Annotated in this window: 20 protein-coding genes; 10 read left to right on the forward strand and 10 right to left on the reverse strand. The window is 32.7% G+C overall.

Annotated features, from left to right (window positions below; translation table 11 throughout):
• Positions 1 to 16 precede the first annotated feature (16 nt).
• Genes BMY96_RS05920 through BMY96_RS05930 form a run of 3 tightly spaced genes read right to left on the reverse strand, consistent with a single transcriptional unit; the run spans position 17 to position 3,387 of the window.
• Positions 17 to 481 (reverse strand): hypothetical protein, encoded by a 465-nt coding sequence (locus tag BMY96_RS05920; RefSeq protein ID WP_092850315.1) that lies wholly within the window; start codon positions 479 to 481, stop codon positions 17 to 19.
• A gap of 30 nt (positions 482 to 511) precedes the next feature.
• The gene (locus BMY96_RS05925; RefSeq protein ID WP_175473522.1) at positions 512 to 2,839 is read right to left on the reverse strand and encodes a TonB-dependent receptor plug domain-containing protein; all 2,328 of its coding nucleotides are present in this window, start codon (positions 2,837 to 2,839) and stop codon (positions 512 to 514) included.
• Positions 2,840 to 2,847: 8 nt separating this feature from the next.
• The gene (locus BMY96_RS05930) at positions 2,848 to 3,387 is read right to left on the reverse strand and encodes a YfiR/HmsC family protein (RefSeq protein WP_092850319.1); all 540 of its coding nucleotides are present in this window, start codon (positions 3,385 to 3,387) and stop codon (positions 2,848 to 2,850) included.
• A 646-nt stretch (positions 3,388 to 4,033) separates the two neighbouring features.
• Here BMY96_RS05930 and BMY96_RS05935 point away from each other — a divergent pair.
• A complete protein-coding gene (locus BMY96_RS05935; RefSeq protein WP_092850921.1) occupies positions 4,034 to 5,569 on the forward strand; it encodes a YifB family Mg chelatase-like AAA ATPase in 1,536 nt (511 codons plus the stop codon).
• A gap of 155 nt (positions 5,570 to 5,724) precedes the next feature.
• Here the strand turns inward: BMY96_RS05935 and BMY96_RS05940 are convergent, their stop codons facing one another.
• Positions 5,725 to 6,360 (reverse strand): response regulator transcription factor, encoded by a 636-nt coding sequence (locus BMY96_RS05940; RefSeq protein WP_092850321.1) that lies wholly within the window; start codon positions 6,358 to 6,360, stop codon positions 5,725 to 5,727.
• 165 nt (positions 6,361 to 6,525) lie between these two features.
• On the opposite strand from BMY96_RS05940, the gene BMY96_RS05945 reads away from it, so the two are divergent.
• From BMY96_RS05945 to BMY96_RS05965, 5 genes are all read left to right on the forward strand, one after another.
• The gene (locus BMY96_RS05945) at positions 6,526 to 7,635 is read left to right on the forward strand and encodes a DUF2891 domain-containing protein (RefSeq protein WP_092850324.1); all 1,110 of its coding nucleotides are present in this window, start codon (positions 6,526 to 6,528) and stop codon (positions 7,633 to 7,635) included.
• Between the two features lie 13 nt (positions 7,636 to 7,648).
• On the forward strand, positions 7,649 to 8,389 hold the full coding sequence (gene pxpA / locus BMY96_RS05950; protein WP_092850326.1) for a 5-oxoprolinase subunit PxpA: 741 nt from the start codon (positions 7,649 to 7,651) through the stop codon (positions 8,387 to 8,389).
• 6 nt (positions 8,390 to 8,395) lie between these two features.
• Positions 8,396 to 9,127, forward strand: a complete 732-nt coding sequence (pxpB, locus tag BMY96_RS05955) for a 5-oxoprolinase subunit PxpB (protein ID WP_092850328.1) — start codon at positions 8,396 to 8,398, stop codon at positions 9,125 to 9,127.
• Positions 9,120 to 9,974, forward strand: coding sequence for a 5-oxoprolinase subunit C family protein (locus BMY96_RS05960; protein WP_092850330.1), 855 nt, complete (start codon positions 9,120 to 9,122; stop codon positions 9,972 to 9,974). The genes pxpB and BMY96_RS05960 overlap by 8 nt, the downstream gene beginning before the upstream one ends.
• Before the next feature lie 66 nt (positions 9,975 to 10,040).
• Positions 10,041 to 10,790 carry a DUF6503 family protein gene (locus BMY96_RS05965; RefSeq protein ID WP_092850333.1) on the forward strand — a complete coding sequence of 250 codons (750 nt, stop codon included), beginning with the start codon at positions 10,041 to 10,043 and terminating at the stop codon, positions 10,788 to 10,790.
• A 78-nt stretch (positions 10,791 to 10,868) separates the two neighbouring features.
• Here BMY96_RS05965 and deoC read toward each other — a convergent pair whose 3' ends face one another.
• Positions 10,869 to 11,615: a deoxyribose-phosphate aldolase gene (deoC, locus tag BMY96_RS05970; RefSeq protein ID WP_432416255.1), complete on the reverse strand. Its 747-nt coding sequence runs from the start codon at positions 11,613 to 11,615 to the stop codon at positions 10,869 to 10,871.
• A gap of 440 nt (positions 11,616 to 12,055) precedes the next feature.
• Entirely contained in the window at positions 12,056 to 14,665 is a 2,610-nt protein-coding gene (gene clpB / locus BMY96_RS05975; RefSeq protein ID WP_092850336.1) for an ATP-dependent chaperone ClpB, read from the reverse strand.
• A gap of 266 nt (positions 14,666 to 14,931) precedes the next feature.
• On the opposite strand from clpB, the gene ytxJ reads away from it, so the two are divergent.
• From ytxJ to BMY96_RS05990, 3 genes are read left to right on the forward strand one after another with little or no spacing between them, the layout of a single operon-like run.
• Positions 14,932 to 15,318, forward strand: coding sequence for a bacillithiol system redox-active protein YtxJ (gene ytxJ, locus BMY96_RS05980; RefSeq protein ID WP_092850338.1), 387 nt, complete (start codon positions 14,932 to 14,934; stop codon positions 15,316 to 15,318).
• An 11-nt stretch (positions 15,319 to 15,329) separates the two neighbouring features.
• Positions 15,330 to 15,731, forward strand: a complete 402-nt coding sequence (locus BMY96_RS05985) for a gamma-glutamylcyclotransferase family protein (RefSeq protein WP_092850340.1) — start codon at positions 15,330 to 15,332, stop codon at positions 15,729 to 15,731.
• 47 nt (positions 15,732 to 15,778) lie between these two features.
• On the forward strand, positions 15,779 to 16,933 hold the full coding sequence (locus BMY96_RS05990) for a hypothetical protein (protein ID WP_092850342.1): 1,155 nt from the start codon (positions 15,779 to 15,781) through the stop codon (positions 16,931 to 16,933).
• Positions 16,934 to 17,006: 73 nt separating this feature from the next.
• On the opposite strand, the gene BMY96_RS05995 is transcribed toward BMY96_RS05990, so the two are convergent.
• Together BMY96_RS05995 and fahA are read right to left on the reverse strand one after the other, a co-directional pair.
• Entirely contained in the window at positions 17,007 to 18,185 is a 1,179-nt protein-coding gene (locus BMY96_RS05995; RefSeq protein WP_175473523.1) for a hypothetical protein, read from the reverse strand.
• A 519-nt stretch (positions 18,186 to 18,704) separates the two neighbouring features.
• Positions 18,705 to 19,988, reverse strand: a complete 1,284-nt coding sequence (fahA, locus tag BMY96_RS06000) for a fumarylacetoacetase (protein WP_092850344.1) — start codon at positions 19,986 to 19,988, stop codon at positions 18,705 to 18,707.
• A 232-nt stretch (positions 19,989 to 20,220) separates the two neighbouring features.
• Between fahA and glyA the strand changes: the two genes are divergently transcribed.
• Positions 20,221 to 21,492 (forward strand): serine hydroxymethyltransferase, encoded by a 1,272-nt coding sequence (glyA, locus tag BMY96_RS06005; RefSeq protein WP_092850346.1) that lies wholly within the window; start codon positions 20,221 to 20,223, stop codon positions 21,490 to 21,492.
• A 370-nt stretch (positions 21,493 to 21,862) separates the two neighbouring features.
• Here the strand turns inward: glyA and BMY96_RS06010 are convergent, their stop codons facing one another.
• Together BMY96_RS06010 and BMY96_RS06015 are read right to left on the reverse strand one after the other, a co-directional pair.
• The gene (locus BMY96_RS06010) at positions 21,863 to 22,735 is read right to left on the reverse strand and encodes an alpha/beta fold hydrolase (RefSeq protein WP_092850349.1); all 873 of its coding nucleotides are present in this window, start codon (positions 22,733 to 22,735) and stop codon (positions 21,863 to 21,865) included.
• Between the two features lie 187 nt (positions 22,736 to 22,922).
• The gene (locus BMY96_RS06015; protein WP_092850351.1) at positions 22,923 to 23,606 is read right to left on the reverse strand and encodes a hypothetical protein; all 684 of its coding nucleotides are present in this window, start codon (positions 23,604 to 23,606) and stop codon (positions 22,923 to 22,925) included.
• Between the last annotated feature and the right edge of the window lie 81 nt (positions 23,607 to 23,687).

Consider the following 23,687-nt stretch of genomic DNA (forward strand, 5'->3'; position numbering starts at 1 on the left):
TGAAAAATACTTTTATTTAGATGTTATGGTTATTAAATAGGTTTACTTTATCGTTGTTAGGCATTGTAACTGTACTTTTAATTTTTGATGAGGAGATAGCAGTAATATCTAAGGAGCAATATCTAGTGTTTCCTACTTTAGGAATGGGGGTTATTAAATTTTTTGCAAAAGATCGTTTTTTTTCATTACTATTTAATGTCCATACGGTTTTTAAGACTACGTTGTTGTTAGTGTCATTTATAACTAAAACACCATCGGTGGTAAATGTAAAAGAGTAGCATTTATTTAAACTAGTTTTAAACAGGGTAAGCTCTGTAATTTCTAATCCTGCATAAATTTTACTAGAAGGTAGATTGTTACTTTTTATATGCCATGTTTTAGAGTTCAAAATGTTATATGCCGATAAAGAATCCTCTTTACTACATGATAAACAAGCAATAATTAAACTAAATATTATTTTTAGATAGTATTTGTTTTTCATATTGTCTTGGTTAATTAAATATTTTTAGCCTTAAATTTTCCATTGGAATCCTATTAATATTATAGACCTTATATTATCAGCAAAACCATATTCTCGATGTTGACCTAGTAGGTTTTTTGCGGTAATATTTACTAAACTATTTTTGTTTATTTGATAAGATATTTTTGCGTTCATTATAAGGTTAGTTTTAATGTACATTTGCGATTTGTCTTTTTCAAGGTTTTCTATATCGCTTATTTGGTAATAGTTATAATTAGCAAATTCGTGTTGAGAATAAATATAGCCATCTGTATTAAACCCCCATTTGTCATATGGTTTATAGTTTATAGCAAAACCACCAAAAAAGGATGGGGTTGCATCTTCGCTCCATTGCGTTGGGTTTGTAGTGTTACTTAATTTAGTTGTTAAGATATCCCCTGTAGAATTTACATCAAATTGAATATTGGTTAATTCTACGTCTATATTTTTTCTTCCCGAAATGTTCGTTTTTTGATAATTTCCAAAAGCTTTAGCCTTAAATTTATCATTAAGGTCATAATCAATCGTAAACCCTAGACCATATTGGCTAGCATTTAAATTGTAATTTTCAAATTTAACTGCCCCACTAGCACTTATACTAAGTAAATCACCTACATTCCCGTTTTCATCAAGTTCTTGTTCGGTTATGTAATCGTGGTAGGCGTTTGGGTTTACAAAATTGTCTACTTTGGAATAAAACATTTCCAAATCTAAATTTAAAGTATTTGTTATTTTAGTTCGCCATCCAATTTCACTACTCGTAATAGTAGGGTATTTAAGGTCTTTTTGTCCATTAACATGCAGAGTAACTGGTATGGTTATAGGATCTATACTGTCATCAATTACGTGGTTATAATTAGTTGTAATTATGCCATTTAAGTAGGTGTCAAAAAAGAAGGGAGATTTTGAAGCTTTGGAATGTACAGCACGAACTAAATTACTTTTATTAATACGGTAAGTTGAAGCTATTTCATAGTTTAAAAAATAGTTTTTATTAAACCCAAATTTATCTAAACGGGCAGCGCCAATAACTCTAAGTTTTGGTATGGGCTTCCATTCTGTAAGCATAAAAGCAGAAATAGAAAAGGTTTTTCTTGCTTCGTCTTTAAATTGAAAATTTAGATCGTTAAAACTGAATCTTTCATTGTATGTAAAAGGACTGTTATACATTAAATATTTATAGTTAATACCTGGCCTGATACTTACCGTTTTAAATTCTTTAAAATACTCTAAATTACCATCAATAGTAGTAAATTTATAAGAATTAAACTTGTAATTGTTTTCGTCTTTTCCTGTGTTAATGTTAAACTGGCCGCTTAAGTTATTGTGCTTTATTTTGGCGTTTAAATAGTAACTTTCGGATTCTGTTTGTGATAAAGGTGTTGCTAAATTTAAAAAACCTGTTCTTTGGCTTTGAGATTTTTGGGCACCTAATGCGATATCTATATTTGAATTAACACCATAATTATGTGTAAAAAAGATATTTCCGCCTATTCTTCTTAAGCTAAGTTCTTCGTCGTAAAAAGCACCTAGTTCTTCTTGATACTCTTTATACGTCCAAGGTGCGTTAGTATCGTGGTTTTTTATGGGCTCCACAAACATGCTTAAATTATCTATATCGGTATAATCTTTTTTTACAAAATCATAATAATTACTATCAAAACGGTAACGTTCAGAAAAGTTACTTGAAAATGTTAATTTTGTCTTATCATCCCAATTATAACCAAGGTTTAAACTAGCGTTTTTAGCTTTATTAGTTCCTATTTGGGTGTTTACTGTTACATTTTTTCCTTTTTTATTGGCATGTGAGGTAATTATATTAATAACACCGGTAACTGCATTAGGGCCGTATAAGGCAGATGCAGGACCTCTAACTACTTCAATTCTTTCAATATCATTTAGACCAACCGGTAGGGTTTCCCAAAAGGTTCCTCCACTAAAGTAACTATATACAATTCGATTATCTATCATAACCAAAATGGTGGTGTTGTAAGATAATGTGAGGTATACATTTTTAGTAATATCGTCGTAGCCTCTAATATGAATGTCATAATTACCAGGTGTAATTTCTCTAACAATTAAACCTTGAGATAATCTAAGTGCTTCAGGAATAGTAGTTACACCAGAATTATTAATTTCTTCCTTGCTAATTATAGTTGTAGATAGAGGGGTTTCAAATAAATCTTCTGGATGTTTAGAGGCTGTTATTACAACATCAATATCTAATAACTCTTCTAAAGTCATTTCATTATACACTTTGTCTTGTTGCGCAAAGATGTTAAAGCATAACATGGGGGTTATGATTAAAATGAACAAAAGTGTTTTTTCCTTAAAATTCATAACTTGTTTCATTTAAAAATTTTTCCTATTCTCAATATATCCGAAGAGAATGATTGACCTTCCATTTCTAGTGATGTTAAATTCACTAATATTTTAGGTTTATTGTTTTCAATTCCAAATCCGAGGGAAATTTTGCCTTGTTCTACAAAACGTGTTGTAGCTGTAACAGATAAAACTTTTTGAGCTTTACATACGTTAGAATAGTCATGAATGCCAGCCATGAAATAAACAACATGGAAACCAAAAATGCTTTGCTCTAATTCTTTTAATGCTATGGCTTTAACAACGATATTACTACCTAGTCCTTTAATAAATTCATCTTTAGCCAATAGAGAATTTTGGTTATAAACGACTAATATTTTAATGTTTTTATTTTGAGTTATTTGAGGGTTGTATTTTAGTACCTTAGTAAGAAGTGCTGCCTGTATGTTTTCGGGAACAGCTATTTTTTGAGCATTAATAATGTTGCTTAAACATAAAACAATGCAGATAAAAGCTAATTGCTTAGCTAAGCTATTAATATTTCTAGATAACTTTAAGTTAAACATTTAGTAGGTTTCCGTTCTAGATCTAAAGTCAATAATTTGGGTACAAAGAATTGAGTTTATTTTTATAGTATTTTAATTTTTATATGATTAAAAAATAGTTGCTTTAAACAAAATTAAAAATAAGCCAATAAATTCGAGGCAATACTTGGTTTATTGTTTTAGTTAATTAATAAGGTATTTTTAGTTTTAGTTATAGATGTTTAAAAAATACTAAAAGCGTAAAATACAAACTTTAAAATAGGTTTATTTGGGTCGTTTTTTTTTTATGGAATTTTATTAATTTAAATATTAAAACGTATTAAATAGAACCTATTCTGACAAAAATAGTCATTTTATCTAAAATATTAGCCTTACGTCGTTTTTTTTTAAACTAAATATTCGAAATTAATCTAAGAAATACAAATGTTGTAAAGTCTAATTAATTTGGCTTGTAAATATAAATACACGCCAATACTCTCTTAATAATAGTGCTTTTTATTGACTTGGCTTTTGGGGTAAAGTATTAAAAATAAATACTTTAAATTTAGTATTTTAAATAATTTTGTAGTTTAAACAAGAAAGCTTCAGTTATTTATCATGGTGCATGGAAGTCTATTGGTTTTTAATTAAAATACATTTCTTACATTTAAGGTGTAAACTAAAAAGTATGCTTAAAAAAGTTTTTGCTAGTGCCGTATTTGGCGTTGAGGCTTCAACTATAACAGTTGAGGTAAATGTAGATAAAGGTGTAGGGTATCATCTTGTAGGGTTACCCGATAACGCTATAAAAGAAAGTAATTTTAGAATAGCTGCAGCGCTTCAAAATAACGGCTATAGAATTCCAGGTAAAAAAATAATCATTAATATGTCGCCTGCCGATTTAAGAAAGGAGGGAAGTGCATACGATTTAACTTTAGCCATTGGTATTCTTGCATCTACAGATCAAATTAAAGCTGAAGATTTAGACAAATACCTAATTATGGGCGAATTGTCGTTAGACGGAAGTTTGCAGCCCATTAAAGGTGCTTTGCCAATTGCGGTAAAGGCTAGGGAAGAAGGATTTAAAGGCTTTATCCTGCCGGCACAAAATGCCAAAGAAGCTGCTATTGTTGATAACCTTGAGGTTTATGGTGTAGAAAATATTAAGCAGGTTATTAACTTTTTTGATAAAGGTGAAGCCATAGAGCAAACTATAATTAATACTAGAGAAGAATTTGAAAAAAATCTAAATTTTCCTGAGTTTGATTTTTCCGATGTAAAAGGACAAGAAGGTATTAAGCGCTGTATGGAAATTGCAGCTGCTGGTGGCCATAACATTATTTTAATTGGTCCTCCGGGAGCAGGTAAAACCATGTTAGCAAAACGTTTACCCAGCATTTTGCCACCAATGACGTTGCATGAAGCTTTAGAAACCACAAAAATTCATTCGGTTGTAGGGCGTGTAAAAGATACAGGTTTAATGGCGCAACGCCCGTTTAGGAGTCCGCACCATACCATTAGCAACGTAGCACTTGTTGGCGGTGGTAGCTATCCGCAACCTGGAGAAATATCCTTATCGCACAACGGCGTTTTGTTTTTAGATGAATTACCCGAATTTAAACGAGAGGTTTTAGAAGTAATGCGACAACCATTAGAAGATAGAGAGGTAACTATTTCTAGAGCAAAATTTACGGTTACCTACCCATCGTCTTTTATGTTGGTGGCTAGTATGAATCCGAGTCCGAGTGGTTTTTTTAACGATCCAGATGCACCTATAACGTCGTCTCCAGCGGAAATGCAACGTTACATGGGGAAAATTTCTGGCCCGTTGTTAGATAGAATTGATATTCATATTGAAGTAACTCCAGTGCCGTTTGATAAGTTGAGTGACGACAGAAAAGGAGAAACATCGGTAGATATTAGAAAACGAGTTACAAAAGCAAGAGAAGTGCAAACTAAGCGTTTTGAAGATTCTGATAGCGTGCATTATAATGCACAAATGAATGTGAAACAAATTAGAAAACATTGTGTTTTAGATGATGCCTCGAAACAACTATTAAAAACCGCCATGGAACGCTTAAATTTATCGGCTCGGGCGTACGATAGGATTTTGAAAGTATCTAGAACTATAGCCGATTTAGAAGGTGTTAACCATATAAATGGAGCGCATATAAGTGAAGCGATTCAGTATCGTAGTTTGGATCGTGATGGTTGGTTGGGTTAAACATTCCTGCGGAGGCAGGAATCTCTTTTATTATAACTCTAATTTACAATGTCGTTATCGCCAGCGTTTCGCTATTAGCAATTAGAATACTTAAATTAATAAGATAAATTAGATTGGGTTAATATTGGATTTTGTTAGCAGCGGGTAACTTTTTATTAAGGGTTAAAAAGCTGGTTTCTAATAGCGTAGAGCACCAATCCAACTCGGTTTTTTACATTAAACTTGTTAAATAAAGTATTGCGGTAGCCATCGATTGTTTTCGGGCTAAGAAACATTTTATCTGCAATTTCTTTATAGGTTTTATCTGTACAAGCGTAGTTTAAAAACTCCATTTCACGTTCTTTTAAAACAGTCATGGGTTTTTCTTGACCATGGAGCGCATCAACAAGAATTTTAGAGACGTGTTCGGTATGGTAATAGCCTTTATTTATGGTTTCGGTTAAGGCAATTTCTAAGGTGCTTTTTTCTATGTCTTTTAATAAATAACTTTTTGCTCCTGCTTCTAGCATTTGCAAAACATCTTTTGTTTTATTTTCTACAGAAATGGCTATTACCTTAATGTTTGGGTATTTGTCCTTAATGTACTTGGTGGCCTGTATGCCATTTAAAATAGGCATATTTACATCCATTAATATGATATCTGGAAGTTTTAAAGAGGCGTCTAATTTTTCTATAATTTCTTTCCCGTTATTGCATGAGTAACACACCTGGAAATTTTTAAAAGAATTCACCAAAGTACTCATAGCCTGGGCTAACAGTTGGAAATCGTCTACAACAGCTACATAATGCATAATTAATACGTTTTTATAGCTATTAAATCGTTAGGTTAAATGAGGAATAGTACAAATATAATAATTTTTTTGAACCGTAAGGTGTTAAAAATCAATTATGTATTTAGGTTTTTATTAATTTTCCTATTCCTTTTTCATTAATAGATTTAATTATAAATTTATAACATGAAAAATATTTTAATTTTAGTACTTACGCTTTCCGTTTTTAATTGCCAAAATAATCAAAACACAAAAACAGAAACCCCAAAACTCGAAAAAAATTCAGAACCTGTTGCATTGCTTAATATTGATCAAGCAAATGCATTAGCCAATTTACCTTTACACTGTATAAATACCGAGTATCCAAACCGCTTATCACAAACCTTGGGTAGTCAAGCAGATTTAAAATCGCCAATGCAATTACACCCGGGGTTTTATGGATGTTTCGATTGGCACTCATCGGTTCACGGGCATTGGAGTTTAGTTAGTTTGTTAAAATCCTTTCCAGATATTAGTCAGGCTTCAACAATAAAACAGAAACTACTCAATAATATTTCAAAAGAAAATATAGCAGCCGAAGTAGTGTATTTTAAAGGCAAACACAACACATCTTTCGAGCGCACTTACGGTTGGGCTTGGTTATTAAAATTAGCCGAAGCATTACATACTTGGGACAATGAAACGGCAAGACAACTAGAAGCAAATTTGCAACCATTAACCAATTTAATAGTACAGAAGTATATCGAATTTTTACCAAAGTTAAATTATCCACTGCGCGTCGGAACCCATACAAATACAGCCTTTGGTTTATCGTTTGCTTACGATTATGCAGTAACTGTTAATAACGAAGCCTTAAAAAACGCTATTAAATCGCGTGCCTTATACTTTTTTACAGCCGATAAAAATTGCCCAATGTCTTGGGAACCTAGCGGAAGTGACTTTTTATCGCCGTGTCTAGAAGAGGCGGCTTTAATGAAGCGTCTATTACCTGTAAACGATTTTAAATTATGGCTTAATGATTTTCTACCAGAATTAAAAAACAGAAATTATAATTTAGAAGTGGGTGTAGTGTCCGATAGAACAGATGGTCAATTGGTGCATCTAGATGGTGTTAACTTTTCGCGGGCATGGAGCTTGAACAAAATAGCAGAAGGCTTGCCAGAGTATAGGCATTTAAAAAATATAGCAAATAAGCATATCAATTATTCGCTGCCAAGTATTTTTGGCGATAGTTACGAAGGTGGGCATTGGTTAGGAAGTTTTGCTATTTATGCCTTGAATTCTAATCAAGAATAGCTAATTTAGTATAGTGGAGCAGCAAATAATAGATATTAATGTAGATACAGGCGAGGGTATGGGTAATGAATCTCTACTTATGCCTTATATCTCGTCCTGTAATATTGCTTGCGGAGGACATGCGGGAGACCAAAACTCTATGCAAGAAGTGGTTGCGCTTGCTAAAAAACATAGTGTTAAAATAGGAGCACATCCTTCGTTTCCCGATCGAGAAAACTTTGGGCGTTCCATTGTCGATATGTCTTGTGTAGCGCTATACACGGCTGTAAAAAATCAAATAAACGATTTATTAGACATTTTAAAGCGCGCGCATGTGCCGCTTCATCATATAAAACCTCATGGTGCTTTGTATAATTTGGCAGCAGTAGATGAAAAAACCGCAACTGTTATTGTTGAAGTTGTAAAAGCACTAGCGTTACCCACCAAGTTGTACGTGCCTTATAATTCCGTAATAGCTAAAGTGGCCATTAAAAACAATGTTGAAATTATGTATGAGGCGTTTGCCGATAGGAATTATAACGACGATTTAACATTGGTTTCTAGACAAGAAGACCATGCTTTAATTACTAATCCGGAGGCGGTGTTCGAACATGTTTATGCTATGGTTTTTCATAAAAAAGTTAAAACTATAGCTGGTAAATTGGTGGCGCTTAAAGCGGATACATTTTGTATGCATGGTGATCACCCTGATGCTGTTAAATTAGTTTCAAGTTTAGTAGATCGCTTAAAGACATTAGGCTATAAAATTAGATAATTAATATTGAGTTATAAACTTACATATAAGCCTTATGGCGTGCATGCTGTTTTAATAGAATGGCCAAAGCAAATAGATACCGCTATTTTAGATGATTTGCTTCATTTTAAGGATTTAATATTAAAAAAAAACCGTAATACAATACTTGAGGTTAGATCTGCATATAATTCATTATTAGTTGTTTATGTATTAGAGGTTGTTGATTTTAAAACAGCATTTGTTGAATTGCAAAATATTTACCAGTCAAACACTGATGTTTTGAAAACCGAATCTCGATTATGGAAAATCCCAGTGTGTTATGATGCTCATTTTGGTATCGATCTTGAGTATATTTCAAAAGTAAAAAACTGTTCAGAAGAAAGTATTATTACGCGACATGCTTCAGCTATTTATACGGTGTATTTTATAGGCTTTTTACCGGGTTTTTTATATTTGGGAGGATTAGATTCTGTGTTATTTACACCTAGAAAATCTACCCCACGATTAAAGATTGAAAAAGGAGCTGTGGCTATTGGAGGAAATCAAACGGGAATCTATCCACAGGAAAGCCCGGGTGGTTGGAATGTTATTGGAAATTCTCCTATTACGTTTTTCGACGCGACCAAAGAGCAACCATGTTTTGCAAAGGCTGGCGATAAAATTCAGTTTTATAGCATTTCATTACAAGAATACAACCAAATTAAAACCTTAGTGGAAGCCAAGGTGTATCAGTTAGAAAGTGAGGTGCTATATGATTAAAGTACTAAAACCAGGTTTTTATAGTAGTATTCAAGATGTTGGTAGGTTTGGTTTTCAGCAGTATGGCGTACCAAGTTCTGGTGCTATGGATCAAAACGCTGCGGCATTGGCTAATGGTTTATTAGGGAATTCTGAAAACGCCGCCGTTCTAGAAATAACTATTACAGGGCCAACATTACAATTTAATTGTGTCACCAAAATTTGCTTATCTGGAGCCGATGTAAGTCCTAAATTAAACAATGTACCGCTAACCAATAATAAATTAATTAAAGTAAACCCTAATGATGTGTTGTCTTTTGGAGCATTACAAACAGGCGTTCGCTGTTATTTAGCTGTTTCTGGTGGTTTTCAAACAGAACGTATTATGGGTAGCAGAAGTATGTATAGAGGTGTTACGTTTCATTATGTACTTAAAAAGCATGATGAATTAGAGTTAAATAGCGTAACAATAGAAGCAGGTGAGCAGAACTCTAGGCTTCGCATACAACAAAGCTATTTAGAATCAGCAGTACTTCCTGCTTTTAAAGGTCCTGAATTCGATTTACTCTCGGCTGTTCAACAAAAACAATTGCTTTCAACTAGGTTTACCATTTCAAAAGATAATAATAGAATGGCGTATCAGTTAAATGAGCCCTTATCGAATACCTTAGAGGCCATAATAACCTCGGTAGTGCTTCCGGGAACGGTTCAATTAACGCCCTCGGGAAAACTCATTATTTTAATGAGAGACTGTCAAACTACAGGTGGGTATCCTCGTGTTTTGCAATTAAAAGAAAGTGCTATAAATAGTCTAGCACAAAAATTTACAGGACACGAGGTGAGCTTCCAATTAAATACGCAGTATTAATTAAAGTTTAACATAGTTTAATTTAGGTGTTAGCTACTTTTGCTACTAAGTTTAAAATTTAGAATTATGCTTAGAAACACTTTGTTACTTTTAGTTTTAATAGGTCTTAACTACAGTTGTAAAGCGCCTAATACGGACGCTGAGGTTATTATAGATCAATCCATAGCGCTTTCTGGTGGCGAGCGTTTTAAAACGTCTACCATTGTATTCAATTTTCGAGATAAGCAGTATAGGGCAAAACACAATAACGGTAATTATGTTTTAGAAAGATATTTTACTACCGGTCATGATTCTATTGTAGATAGGCTTACAAATGATGGTTTTGAACGTTTTATAAATAACCAACGGGTTGTTTTGCCAGATTCTATAGCTAATTTGTACAGCGCATCGGTTAACTCTGTGCATTATTTTTCGGTATTGCCTATTGGGTTAAATGCTGAAGCTGTAAATAAACACTACGTTTCTCAAGTATCCATAAAGGGAGAGTCGTATCATAAAATTAAAGTGACTTTTAATGAAGATGGAGGCGGAGAAGACTTTGATGATGTTTTTCTGTACTGGGTGCATAGTGAAACTTATAAAGTAGATTATTTAGCGTACTCGTACCATGAGGGCAATGGTTTAGGAATGCGTTTTCGTGAAGCCTATAACGAACGTTATGTAAATGGTATTAGGTTTGTAGATTACAATAATTATAAGCCAATTTCAATTTCTGAAGAAGCAGCCTTATTAAATTTGGACGTTTTGTTTGCTGAAGGTGAACTTAAACTGCTATCCAAAATAGAATTGGAAGATGTAAGGGTAAGCTATGAATAGTACAAAAAAACGTCTTTCAAATTAACATTTAAAAGACGTTTTTTTATTGGCGTTTACCGTCCAAAAAAAATATAAATCTTAGTGTTTTGCATTACTATTTGATTGCATTGTTGGAGTAGGGTTTTTGTGCAAAACCGTTTCAATATAATCTGTGTAAATTTTTGTGTTTCTAATTTGTCGGTTGTTACTTTTACTTTTTATAGCTTTAGAAGTGCCAATTCTTTCTGCTCCGGCATCTATATATTTTAAGGCCGTTTCAAAATCATGTATACCGCCAGAAGCTTTAATTTTAGCTTTATTTCGTATTGTTTTTTTAATGATTTTTACGGCCGTTAAGGTCGCTCCACTTTTTGAAAATCCTGTAGATGTTTTAATAAAATCGGCATTGGCATCAACACATATTTCTGAAGCCTTTATAATTTCATTTTTATTTAATTCAGAAATTTCAAGGATTACTTTTAAAGGTGTTGATCCTATGGCTAATTTAACATCTATAATATCTTTTAAAACAAAAACGTGATTTCTACTTTTTAAGTAGCCTAAATTAATAACCATATCAATCTCATCTGCACCATCTTCTATGGCTTTTTGCGCTTCGAAAACTTTAGCTTCAGTAGACATGTTTCCTAATGGAAACCCAACCACAGTACATATTTTAACGTTAGAATCTTCTAGTAGTTGTTTGGCTAGAGCCACAAAGCAACTGCTAATACAAACGCTGTAATAGTTTTGTGTTTTTGCAACGTGACAAAGGTCAATAATATCACGTTCCGAGGTATGTGCTTTTAATAGTGTAAAATCAATGTAATTGGAAATGTCCATCATTGTTATAGTAGGTTTTTTGTGTTTTAATTTTTTCCGAGAGAATGAAAAAAAAATAATCGTTTCTTTAATTTAATGTGTGTTTTGGAGCAAACATTATAAGCTAATTTATTAAATTTTGTTAACTAAAAGGTACTAAATTGTTACTTTTAGATTAACGGTATTATTTATTAAATTTTATCCAAATAATTTATAAAAAATTATGTTTTGGGTATTATTTTTTATAATGTAAATTCTTATTTGTTTTTTGTAACAGTATCAGGTAGTTATGTGAAAACTTAAAAAATAGGACTTAGTATTTAAGTGATTTCTAAAATGATTTTTATTAGTAAATAAAAAAAGCAACAATCATCTTAATATAAGATTCATGTTGCTTTTTAACTAACCAACCATTTATATAGACCCTAAATATTTTAAAAAGTTACATTTAAATTAAATATTTATTATAAATTTTCTGGCACCAAGTGACCTTGGTTTCTAAATACAAGTTTATCATCGAAGGCATCCAGTAAAATGATGCTGTCTGTGGTTACTTTCCCAGATAAAATCTCTTTACTTAATTGATTTAACACATCTTTTTGAATAACCCGTTTTACGGGTCGTGCTCCATATTCTGGATTATAACCTTTATCGGCTAAGTATTTAATAGCCTCCGGCGTAGCATCAAAAGTGATGCCTTGTTTTGCAATCATTTTTGTGATGCCTTTTAACTGTAGGCCAACAATTTGTGTAATGTTGTCTTGTGTTAACGGTGTAAACATGATAATATCGTCTATCCTGTTTAAAAACTCAGGTCTAACGGTTTGTTTTAATAACGCTAACACATCTACCTTGGCACCTTCCATGGCTGTTTCCACATTTTTAACGGCTTCAAAACGCTCTTGTATTATTTGGCTACCCATGTTGGAAGTCATGATAATAATAGTGTTTTTAAAATCTGCAATACGACCTTTATTATCTGTTAAATGGCCTTCGTCTAATACTTGTAATAAGATATTAAACGTGTCTGGATGTGCTTTTTCAATTTCGTCTAAAAGCACTACAGAGTAAGGTTTGCGTCTAACAGCCTCTGTTAATTGTCCGCCTTCGTCATAACCAACGTATCCTGGAGGTGCACCAACCAATCTGCTAACTGCATGACGTTCTTGGTATTCACTCATATCAATTCTAGTCATCGCACCTTCATCGTCAAATAAGTACTCCGCTAAGGCTTTTGCTAGCTCCGTTTTACCTACACCTGTTGTTCCTAAAAACAGGAATGTTCCAATTGGTTTTTCTGGGTTTTGTAAACCTGCACGACTACGTCTTACAGCATCACTTACAGCAACTATGGCTTCTTCTTGTCCAACCACACGTTTATGTAGTTCTTCTTCTAATTTTAAAAGTTTTTCGCGTTCGCCTTGTAACATTTTAGTAACCGGTATACCGGTCCACTTAGCAACAACCTCTGCAATATCTTCATAGGTTACTTCTTCTTTAATTAAAGAGCTTTCCGATTGATTAGCTACCAAATCTTTTTGCAGTTTTTCTAATGCTTCTTGAGCTTCTTTAATTTTACCATATCGCAATTCGGCTACTTTTCCGTAATCGCCATCGCGTTCTGCTTTTTCAGCTTCAAGCTTAAAGTTTTCAATATCTTGCTTTCTATTCTGGATGTTATCTACAACTTCTTTTTCGCTTATCCATTTGGCATTAATTTCGGTACGCTCTTCTTTTAAGTTTGCTAATTCCGAGCGTAATGATTTTAACTTACTCTCATCTTTTTCTCGTTTAATAGCTTCAATTTCAATCTCTAACTGCATTATTTTTCTATCTAATACATCTAGCTCTTCTGGTTTAGAGTTAATTTCCATACGCATTTTTGCGGCGGCCTCGTCCATTAAGTCGATTGCTTTATCTGGAAGAAACCTATTGGTAATGTAACGTTGCGATAACTCTACAGCTCCAATAATAGCATCATCTTTAATACGTACTTTATGGTGCGTTTCGTATTTCTCCTTAATACCTCTAAGGATGGATACTGCACTCTCAGTATCGGGCTCGTTAACCATAACTTTTTGGAAACGACGCTCTAAAGCTTTGTCTTTTTCAAAGTATTTTTGGTACTCGTCTAAAGTTGTAGCTCCAATGGCGCGCAGTTCTCCTCTGGCTAAAGCAGGTTTTAAAATGTTTGCAGCATCCATGGCACCTTGACCACCACCAGCACCAACTAAGGTGTGAATTTCGTCTATAAAGAGTACAATGTCACCTTCACTTTCTGTAACTTCTTTAATTACAGCTTTAAGTCTTTCTTCAAACTCACCTTTATATTTTGCTCCGGCAATAAGCGCTCCCATATCTAAGGCAAAAATTTGCTTTTCTACCAGGTTTTCAGGCACATCGCCATCTACAATTCTGTGGGCTAAACCCTCGGCTATAGCTGTTTTACCAGTTCCGGGCTCTCCAACTAAAATGGGATTGTTTTTGGTACGACGTGATAAAATTTGAAGAATTCTTCTAATTTCTTCATCACGACCAATTACAGGATCTAATTTTCCGTCTCTTGCTAATTGGTTTAAATTTTTAGCATATTTGTTTAGCGAGTTGTAGGTCTCTTCTTGACTTTGAGACGTTACTCTATCGCCTTTTCGTAACTCTTCAATGGCTGCTTTTAAACCTTTTTCTGTTACGCCTTGGTCTTTTAACATTTGCGCTATTTTACTTTTCGATTTAAAAACCGCTAAAATAAAATGCTCGATAGACACGTAGTCATCATGCATTGCCTTAGCAATTATAGAAGCTTCGTTTAATGTTTTTCCTGCTTCGCGAGACAGCATTAAATCTGCTCCAGAAACTTTCGGAAAATTTTCTAATTGTTTATCTAATGCTTGTTCTAAAACATTAATATTAACATTCAATTTTTTTAAAATGAACGGTAATACGTTTTCATCAACCTCGAAAATGGCTTTAAAAAAGTGTTCGTTTTCTATTTGTTGATGCCCATAACTTTGCGCAATCTGTTGCGCCCGTTGTATGGCTTCTTGCGATTTAATTGTATAATTATTTGGGTTCATATTGTATTTGTTTTTATTCCTGCGGTAGCAGAAACCTTATTTTTATTATTTATTTTACAGGTATATTTCAATTACCTTACCAATGCTAATCACAAGACAAAATGACTGTTATTCCCTTATTACTAGTGACTTTTAGTCAGTTTAAGTGTGCTTGTTAATTTATTGTAAGTTAATTAAAACCTTTCGACCAAATTTAAAATACATGCTGTAATTATGATATTTTTGTTTAAATTATGGTAGAATAAAAAGCTAAAAATAACGGGACTATGTTCGGAAAAATATTTGGGAGTTCTAAAGCTCCAAAAGAAGAAAAAGTATTGCCATGGATTGCATTAAGCGAATTAGCGCAATTAGATGCTATTAGTGAAAAATCGAAAACGAAAACACAAGTTGTTTTTAAACATTCTACACGCTGTGGTATTAGTAGGATGGTGATGAAACAGTTTGTAGATGCCTATGGTTTAACGGAAAATGATTTAGATCTATACTATTTAGATTTGCTTAATTACCGAGAGGTTTCCAATGAGGTAGGATATAAATTTCAAGTGTTACATCAGTCGCCTCAAATTTTGATTATAAAAAACGGTGTTACGGTGGCACACGCTTCGCATAGTGCTATTAGTGATTTGGATTTGGGTACTTTTGTTTCATAATATAAAACGTTTTGAATTCGGATTATTTATTTGTTTATGGTACTTTATTGAAGGACACCACCAATAATGAGATGTCCAAATTTTTAAACGCTAATGCGGCGTTTTTTGGACGTGGTTATTTTATTGGTAAATTATATAAAGTGTCTTGGTATCCTGGTGCTGTAATTAGTTATAATGAAACGGATAAGGTTTATGGTGCACTTTTTAAATTAAACAATTTTGATTCAGTTTATAAAGTTTTAGATGCTTATGAAGGTGTAGATGAAAACCAACCTGATTCTAGTTTGTTTAAAAGAGAACTTGTTACTGCATTTTTAGATGATGGAAGGACATTGAACACTTGGGTTTATCTTTATAACCAATTGCTTGACGGTATACCTTGTATTGAATCTGGGGATTTTTTGAGGTTGTAAGTAATAAATTAATTATCTTTAAGTGATCCAAATGAAATGTCATCTCTATGAAATTTTTTCTATTTTTTATTTCGATATATGTATTTCAATTTTCTTATTCTCAACACTATGAGTGTTTATCAATAAATGATTCTGAATTTAGCTATCAGCCATGTGATGGAATAAAATTAAAGTTAGATAAATACACAAGAGACTTTCCTATTATTTATAGCATGAAGTCCTTTAAACACTCAGATGACGCTTATAAGTTTGAAACTAAATTTTTTAACATTCATAATAATTCAGATAAATTTACTTTAATTACTAGGGTAATTCCAAAGGAGTGTTTTACTATAAATAATTCGTTCGAGTTTAAATTGTTAGACTATAAAACTAAACTTTATAGCTCAGGTAGTTGTGAAGATATAAGGTTAGCAAATCAATATAGAGAGGCTGTATATAACAAAATATTACATAATAATCATCCTGAAGTCTCAGAATTCATTAGTCCGAGTGATGAAAATGAAATTAAACAAATTAATCAATCTAAAAGTTATTGGAGAAGGAAAAATGAAATAGAAGATAGTATCAAAAATGCAAAAATGCAGATTAAAGAAAATAAATTAGCCAAAGAAAAGAAGTATATAGAAGATTATCAAAAATCAGAATTTAGTAAAATTTCAGGAGGAGAATATTTATTTGCTATATATAAAAATGACTATAAAAAGGTCAGGGAATTAGATAAAGTTTATACAAAGCATATTACTGATGACTTGGAAAGAATGAATAAAGATGTTCGCAAAACTTTATTTTGGCACATGGAAGCAAAATATTTATCTATGTTGAATTTAGTAATATTGGAATATATGCATAATTACAAAAAAAATCCTAAGAGTTGTTTTAAGGATGGAGCTATGTCTTTTACGTATAATAAAACTACGGAAGAATTTCAATTGGTTGATGGTTATGGTTGGAGTCATGGCACTTATGGAGGAGATCTTTTAACGGGACATTACCTTGTTAACCCAAAATTTATAGAAATATGTAAAAAGAAAGCTGGAGTTAGAAATTTAACGCAAAATTTTGCTTCAAGAAACCATCCACTAGCTAAAGGAGTAGAAAGATTAAGATTAAATTTTAAGTGTGATTCGTTAGAGATTGAACAATTTGAAAACAACCTTATTTCTGCTTATATGCGCTATTCAGAAAGTGCAAAAAAATAAAAGTAAAAGAAATTGGATAGTGCAATATATTTTAAAACCCTCCCAAAACTTAAGTTTTGGGAGGGTTTTTGTTTTATCTAATAGTGTAGGCATTAATTATATCCTTTAGTTGTAGTTTTAAATCTTCTCCAGTATCGTAAACCATTTGTTCGTTGCTAGGGAAGGGTAGACGTCTATTGTTTAATAACTTTGTATCTTCATTATTTAATGCACGTATATCGCCTTTATATTTAGCAAAAACAAGTTCGAATACAAACCCACTATCAATGGTAAAGGTATCTACAAGTTGGTTGCTTTGGTTATTGATATATACAACTTCTGCAATAATTTGGGAAGATTTAGTTTGTATGGTTTCATATAAACGAGCGCTTACTTTTATAACTTTTTCGTGTTTAATATCGTTACCTAAGCTATCTTTTACAACATTACCTTTTCTGTCTTTTTCGTATTCCCAACCATCTGAAACCTCTTTTTCGCGTAAAAACTCACGCTGATTAATGCGTTCTGGAGCGATTTCTATTTGTTTAAAATTAAGGTTCATAGCATAATCGTAATTAAGGTTTGGTATTTGGTTAGCGTGATATTCACTCCAAAATTTATTTAAACCGTAGGTTTCAAAATTCAATAAATCTGTTTCTAAACGTTGTGGTATAACTTGTTGAGTATCGTTATGGATAGATACTAAAATATAGTCTTTTCCTCGTTGGTGGGCTTCGGTTATAAGTTCTCTAGTGTTCTCGTAATTAGGACTTAAACGCTCTAGATAAGATAACTCCGTATGTGCTTGTTTTATATCCTGCTTATTATCAGACTCTAAAAGATTTAAACCTTTTTCGTAAATGTAATCTGCTAGTTGTGTTTTAGAATCTATAATATTGTCACTGTAGTCATTAAATGAAAACGGAATGTCTTTTCCGTTTACTGTTAATGGCAAAATAGGCTTTATTGCGTTTTGTCTTGCATTTAAATCTATGTATAGCTCGTAAATTTTTTTAAATGTTTCTGGATTAGCGTCTTTTTTAAGATGTTCAATAGCTTCTAAATCGCGATTTACGACTTTATTATACGCATCTTGAAGCATAATTACATACTCATAATTACGTTTCTTATTCTTATTTTTTCTTAGTTTTTCTAAAGCTGTATTTATAGCACCATCATAATTACCAGAATTAACTGCAATTGCAACTTGCTTTTTAGTGTTACAAGCTATGAGTAATATAAATACAATTGAAAGAAGTAGTAGTTTTTTCATGGGTTAATTGTTTTGATTATTTGGTTACTGTTTCAATAGTGGTGCCAAAATACGAACTTTATATATGAAATGTTAATTTATACGATAAAGGGTTATTAAAAATCTTGTTTTGTAAATTTAATATTACTTTTTGGTTGTAGGTAAGAGTTTTTTGAATACCCTAATTTAGTTGTAAAACTGTGTTTTAGTGTTTATTAATTTGGTTTTAAAACTATGAGTTTTTCATTTTTATTAATATGTAAAATCAACTTTTCAAATTTATAGTTTGTAATTATAGTCGGTATAGTTTGAATTTAAACAAAAGCCTCTGCAACTAATAATGTTGTAAACCCATTAGTAACTGGTTTTGACTGGTTAACTCGCGTTAGGGATTGTAATGAATAGCCCACAGCCTGACGAAGGAAGTGCGAGGACTTGTAATGGAAAGCCCGACCCTTGTGGTAACGCTAAAAAAATAAAACGCCCTTAAACAGTAGTCTAAGAGCGTTTTTGTATTTTAAATTTTAAGGTGCTAAACTATTATTTTTTACTATAAATAGGTAATAATTTATTAGCTACTTTACCAAAACCAATGCGTGTACCATCCTTTTCGCAGTAGCCTCGCATAATTACAGTATCGTTATCGTTTATAAATTTACGTTCTGTACCATCTTTTAACTTAATAGGTTTTTCGCCTTTCCAGGTAAGCTCTAGCATAGAGCCATAACTATCTTCGGTAGGGCCAGAAATAGTTCCGCTTCCCATCATATCGCCAGAATTTACAGGACAACCATTAATGGTGTGGTGCGCCAACTGTTGCGACATGTTCCAGTACATATATTTAAAGTTAGATTTGCTTACTACGTTTTCTTTAGCGCCTTGTGGTTGTATGGCCACTTCTAAGTTAATATCGAAACTCTTTTTACCTTTATATTTAAGGTAGTCTAGCTGTTTTTTTAATGGTTTAGGGCTTTCTACGCGGTAAGGCTCTAAGGCATCTAAAGTTACAATCCAAGGCGATATTGACGATGCAAAGCTTTTAGCTAAAAATGGTCCTAATGGCACATATTCCCATTTTTGAATATCTCTAGCGCTCCAATCGTTAAGCAATACTAAACCAAAAATATACTCTTCGGCTTCATTAACTGGTATAGGCTCGCCTAAATCGTTAGCATCGGTAGTAATAAAGGCCATTTCTAGCTCGAAATCTATGAGTTTACTTGGTCCAAAAACAGGCTCTGTTGCCCCGTTTGGTAGCGTTTGCCCTTGCGGACGGTGTATAGGGATGCCCGATGGAATAATAGAACTACTTCTACCATGATAACCCACCGGAATATGTAACCAGTTTGGTAAAAGCGCATTATCGGGGTCTCTAAACATGGTACCTACATTTGTAGCATGTTCTATGCTGGAGTAAAAATCGGTATAATCGCCAACTTGTACAGGCAATTGCATTTCAATTTCGTCTAAACGAAATAAAATGGTTTCCTTATGTTTTGTGTTGTTTTTTAAGGTGTCGTTTTCGGCATCAAAAATTTCTGCTATTCTATTTCTTACGGCGCGCCATGTTTTTCTACCATCGGCAATAAAATCATTTAAGGTGTCTTGTAAAAAAATATCATCGGTTAGTGGAATACCATCAAAATAACCTAATTGATGCAGAGCCCCTAAATCTATAGCTGTATCTCCAATTCGAGTACCGATAGTAATAATATCGTCGCGCGTTAAAAATACACCAAAAGGGATGTTTTGTATAGGGAAGTCCGAGTTCTTATCAACGTGTAACCACGAAGTTCTATCTGGATTATTAGCGGATAGTGGCATGTCTTATGTTGTTAAAGGTTTATTGTTAACTTATCAAACCTAAACATTTTTTTTATTTTAAGTTAACAAAACAGAAAAAATATATATAAAAATTAACAGTTAATAAACCGTTGAAAACTTAAAACAATTCTACTTTTTTTTAATACGTTTAACTAATCTATTTGCTATTTTTGCACATTATTTAAATAAAACAAGATTTCCATTAGTATGGAAATAAAAAAAATAAACACTTATGCAACGCGACGAACAAATTTTTGAACTTATTCAAGCAGAAAAAGAACGCCAATTACATGGTATAGAACTTATTGCATCAGAGAATTTTGTAAGCGACCAAGTTATGGAAGCAGCAGGTTCTGTGTTAACAAACAAATATGCCGAGGGTTACCCAGGAAAACGTTACTATGGTGGTTGCGAAGTCGTGGACGAAGTAGAGCAAATTGCTATCGATAGAGCAAAAGCTTTATTTGGAGCTGCTTATGTAAATGTACAACCACACTCTGGTAGTCAGGCTAATACGGCAGTTTACCATGCTTGTTTAAATCCAGGTGATAAAATTTTAGGATTCGATTTATCTCACGGTGGTCACCTAACACATGGGTCGCCAGTAAACTTTTCGGGTAAATTATATAATCCAGTGTTTTACGGCGTAGAGCAAGAAACAGGTGTTTTAAACTACGATAAAATTCAAGAAATTGCAACAAAAGAGCAACCAAAGCTTATAATAGCAGGAGCTTCGGCATATTCTCGCGATATCGATTTTAAACGTTTTAGAATTATAGCAGATAGCGTTGGTGCCATTTTAATGGCCGATATTTCGCATCCTGCAGGTTTAATTGCAAAAGGTATTTTAAACGATCCATTACCACACTGTCATATTGTTACAACAACAACGCACAAAACATTAAGAGGACCAAGAGGAGGTATGATCATGATGGGGCAAGATTTCGAAAATCCTTTCGGAATTAAACTTAAAAACGGAAGCCTACGTAAAATGTCGTCTTTATTAGATTCTGCAGTTTTCCCAGGAAACCAAGGTGGACCATTAGAGCATATTATTGCAGCAAAAGCAATTGCATTTGGCGAAGCTTTAACCGACGATTTTTTAACCTACCAATTACAAGTTAAAAAGAACGCCTCAACTATGGCAGATGCCTTAGTAGCAAAAGGCTATAACATTATATCTAACGGTACAGATAACCACTGTATGCTAATCGATTTACGTAACAAAAACCTATCTGGTAAAGATGCGGAACAAGCGTTGGTAAAGGCAGATATTACAGTAAACAAAAACATGGTACCGTTCGATGATAAATCACCATTTGTAACCTCAGGAATTCGTTTAGGCGTATCTGCAGTAACAACCCGTGGTTTAAAAGAAGACGATATGGGTGCTATTGTAGAGCTTGTAGACGAGGTTATTACAAACTTCGAAGACGAGGCCGTACTAGAAGCCGTAAAAATAAAAGTAAATGCTATGATGAAGGATAAACCTTTATTCGTATAAGCAAAACCAAAAATAATTATTTAAAAAATCCTGCTGCAAAGCGGGATTTTTTTGTTTTGGGCGCTACCCGAAAAGGGTCGGGCTTTACACTATATCTTTTTTTGCCATTTATGGCAGCAAAAAAAGGATGCCGCTACAATCCCTAGCGCGGGCAAGTAAGTTGTAATGCGTGCTTAATTAGAAGTTTTATCTAGTCCTGTAGCATACAGTGCTTAATTGCTATAATAAATAATGGCGTTTTTTGGGGTTAAGTAATTTGTTTACCATTAGTATCGCTTTTTTTTAGCAAAAACTTAGCCATAGTACTCTATGCGGCAAACACCTTAACTAAGCTGTTTTTAAGCTAGAGCTTTGTTTTGTTAGGCTATTTTTATGTGGTTAGTCTTTCCTTTAAAAGTTTAATATATCTATTAGTGTCTTCGAGTTCTGGGAAATGTCCACAATTTTCAAATTCGATTATTTCGCAATTAGGCAGGTGTTCTAAAATAGATTTATTATTTGTTCTTCTATGCGTAAAGTCTTTTGTACCCCATATTAAGGTAGAAGGCACTTCTAGGACTTTTAATACCGACTCGCTTTCGTTTTCTAGCCCTTGTACCAACCCAGACAAGCAAAAACAACCTCCATTATTTAACATTTTTATTGCAGGATTAACAAAATTTAATTTATCAGTATCTTTAGGTAAAGCATATTTATACCATGTTTTTGCTAATTTTTTTTCAGAAAAAGAATTTACTAGCTGTCCCACTATGGGGTATCTTAATACTTTTGGTATGCTTTTATGTGTCCACTTTACCATTTCGTTTATAGATGGCGTTTGCGATAAGAATAAATGCACAATTCTATCTGGAAATAGTTCGGCCGTTTTAATGGCATAAAATCCATTTGAACAAGAAAAACAAAGTGCAGCTTTTTCAATTCTTAAAATATCCATTAGGTTTATTACAAGAAGAGAAGCTTTATTAAAAGAATAATCATATTTAAAATTGGGATAGGAGTAACCAAGTCCAATAAATTCAAAACAAATTACCCTAAAGTTGTGCGATAATTTCGAAATAAGGTTGTTGTGATGTTCAATTATATTCGGACCATCAGGAACCGATATTATTACCGGCTTGTTGCCCCTAGAATCAAAAACACGAACCTTTCCAAAGTTTGTTGAAACAATAGAAAAGTTGTTAGTTAAATTGGTTTGTCTTTTTTTTAATGTACACCTAAATATATCAATAAAATCTCCTGCCATTTCATTATTTTTAATGTTATGTTATTTTTGCGTATCGTTTTTAACAGAAGCAAATACTGCCTTTATTATATTTATTATGTATATAAAAGACTTTTACTATTGCAAAAAGCGGATTGCCTTATGACGAAAACTTTGTTTAAAAATTAGCTTAAAGTTACTTGTTTTTTAACTCAGTTCTTTGTTGTGGTTAGTTTTTTATTTCCACTTTCAAATATTTTATTTCCTTTTCGCAACTTGTTTGAAATTCAGATTCAAGTTTTAAATAGTAACTATTATTTAAAACTTTAGATTCAATCGTTCTCCAACCTTGAATTCCAATAACGTACTGTTCTTTCGTTTTTAAATCCGTTAATGCAATTTCTTCTTCTCCATAATAGTTTGAGTGAGAAATGGTTGCTTCTCCATTTGAAGTCAAAGGTTTTCCCATTGTAAAACAAGTCAGTCCGTTTTTCAAGTCAACTGATAAAAATCCCCAACCCTCAAATTCAGTAATTTCAATTAATGCGTTTCCGCAATAAGTTCCCTTAAATTCGTAATTTGAATATCCTTTTTCTTTTAATAAATATTTACACGCTTTTAATTCAGGTGTTTTTATTCCAATTCCATTATTAGCATTTGCTCGAAATGTATAGCAAGAGTCTTTAAGTTTGAAAATTTCAGGATATTTTTTGGTCAGTTCAATTTCAGATATTGGCTTAAAATCAATAAATTTTTCTGAAATTCTAACAACTTTATCATATTCCGATTTGTCAATAAGTTCCGATTTTCCATTTAGAATATTCGACAAATTCCGTATTACAAAATCACAATCTTGAGCCCAAGAAGTTTGGACAATGGTAAATAGAAATATTAAGATTAGTCTTATTTTCATTGGTATGTCAAATTAACCACAACACGTTATATAATAACTTTCATTACTCATATCCCGCAAATAGGTCAGGATAAAATAACT

It is taken from the genome of Algibacter pectinivorans (assembly GCF_900112595.1).
Taxonomy (GTDB): Bacteria; Bacteroidota; Bacteroidia; order Flavobacteriales; family Flavobacteriaceae; genus Algibacter_B; species Algibacter_B pectinivorans.